The organism is Mycobacterium sp., assembly GCF_049281135.1.
Classification (GTDB): Bacteria; Actinomycetota; Actinomycetes; order Mycobacteriales; family Mycobacteriaceae; genus Mycobacterium.
The window spans coordinates 1-2040 of sequence record NZ_JBAPRN010000794.1 but is presented as its reverse complement, the minus strand read 5'-3'; the positions used below and the strand labels follow the sequence as shown (position 1 = coordinate 2040).

Below are 2040 nucleotides of genomic sequence, written 5' to 3'. Positions count from 1 at the left end.
TGTGCCGTTGCCGCAGTACACCCAGAGCCGGGTGTTGTGGGCGACGAGTTGGCCCACGTTGACTGTGGGGTCATTGCGTATCCATGCCGGGTCGCTGTCGGGTCCCCACATGTCTTCCTTTTTGTAGCCGCCGGCATCACCCATCGCGAGGCCAATCCAGCTCTGGCCGGTGGACGGGCTGAGGTAGCCGGATAGCGAACCGGCGTAGATGAACTGCTCGGGGTGGTAGATCGCCAGGTTCATCGCCGAGGAGCCCGCCATGGAGATGCCGATCGCGGCGCTGCCGGTCGCCTTGGTGCTTTTCTGCGAGGACAGGTATCCGGGCAGCTCGCTGGTCAGGAAGGTTTCCCAGTTGTAGGTCGAGCAGCCGGCCTTGCCGCAGGCCGGTTTGTACCAGTTGGTGTAGAAACTGGACTGCCCGCCGACCGGCATGACGACCGCCAGCCCGGACTGGTAGTACCACTCAAACGCCGGGGTGTTGATGTCCCAGCCGTTGTAGTCGTCCTGGGCGCGCAGGCCATCCAGCAAATACACGGCCGGCGCGTTGGTCCCACCGGGCTGGAATTGGATCTTGATGCTGCGGCCCATCGACGCCGACGGCACCTGCAGATACTCAACGGGAAGGCCGGGCCGGGAGAACGCTCCCGCCGTCGGCGCCTCGCCGACGAGGCCGATCAGGCCCGGTAGTGCGGCGGCCGCGATCGTGGCGACAGTCAGTCGCCGCAGCCATCCACCCAATTTCTCGCTTACGTATGCCATATAAAGGCCCCTTGTCGACGGCGTCACGCACTATCGGAAAACTTACCGTGCGGTCGTCCATATGTCGATCAGGACGCAAACGTGTCTGTCACGTCATCGACCGCTGTCACCTGCGAGTACCCCGCTTAATACGGGCCAAACGGCGATTCCTGGCAACATTTTTCGGCCCCACGCGATTGCACAAGCGTCGATCCCCGGTCGCGTTTCGGCGCCCCGACCGCGTAGGGTCACCCGGGGTAGACCGACGAGACCACGCTGTCCCGGTCCTTCCGCCGCTCGCGAGCCAGCGCTCTGAATCGTCTGGTCGCCGACTGCGGCGCTCGGGCATTGGGCCGCGATTGAGGTGCAGATTTGGATACGGTACTTGGGCTGTCGCTGACATCGACGTCAGTCGGCTGGGTCCTGGTGGAAGGCCGTGACGCCGACGGAACCACACTCGATCACGACGACTTCGACGTGCCGCCCGCCAATGGAGTCCAGGCGGTCCACACATCGGAGCAGGCCAGCGCGGCCGTGCTCGACGCGCAGGCCGCAGCCGCGGGCTACGACCAACGACTGCACGTCGTCGGCGTCACGTGGAGCGATGAAGCGGCGGCGGAATCTGCTCTGCTTCTAGAGTCGCTGACCGACGCCGGCTTCGACAACGTCGTCCCGATTCGTTTCCACGAAGCGTGCGAAATGCTTGCCCGCGCAATCGCTCCGGTCGTCGGCTACGACCAAGCCGCCGTCTGCGTGCTGGACGGCGAGTCGACCATCGTTGTGATGGTCGACAACGACGGGGACGAGGTGCAGACGGCCATCAAGCAGTTGCCCGGCGGGCCCGATCATCTGGTCCACTGGTTGATCACGCTGTTCGACCGCAGCTCCTGGCAGCCACACGGCATCGTGATCGTCGGCGCCGAACCCGAACTCGGCGCGCTGTCAACGCGTCTCGAGGCGGCGATGCCGGTCCCGGTGATCACTCAGCCGGGTGCAGATTTGGCTCTGGCGCGCGGAGCCGCACTCGCGTCAGCTCAGAGCACCGAATTCACCGACGCCGAGATGCTCGAGACCATGAACAGCTGGCGGGAGGACCACGAAGCCTCGGGACAACGTTCGTACGCCGGAGCGTTGACGATGCTGGGCGCCGGAGCGGTCACATTCGTCGCATCGCTGTCGCTCGCGATGGGTCAGCACTTGGTGCCCCACCATGCCCCCGATCCGGTCCGGCCGATGGCTCACTGGGCCGCGCCGGCCCCCGTCGCCGAGGCCCGGGCTCCGCGACCGGTCGCGGTCGAGACC

Annotated in this window: 2 protein-coding genes; one reads left to right on the top strand and one right to left on the bottom strand. The window is 65.7% G+C overall.

The annotated features are described in order from the left end of the window. Positions 1–759 (bottom strand): esterase family protein (locus tag WAN02_RS31520; protein ID WP_422269286.1); only part of this gene is annotated, 759 nt, incomplete at its 3' end. A 351-nt stretch (positions 760–1110) separates the two neighbouring features. On the opposite strand from WAN02_RS31520, the gene WAN02_RS31515 reads away from it, so the two are divergent. Continuing rightward, positions 1111–2040 (top strand): DUF7159 family protein (locus WAN02_RS31515; RefSeq protein WP_422269285.1); only part of this gene is annotated, 930 nt, incomplete at its 3' end.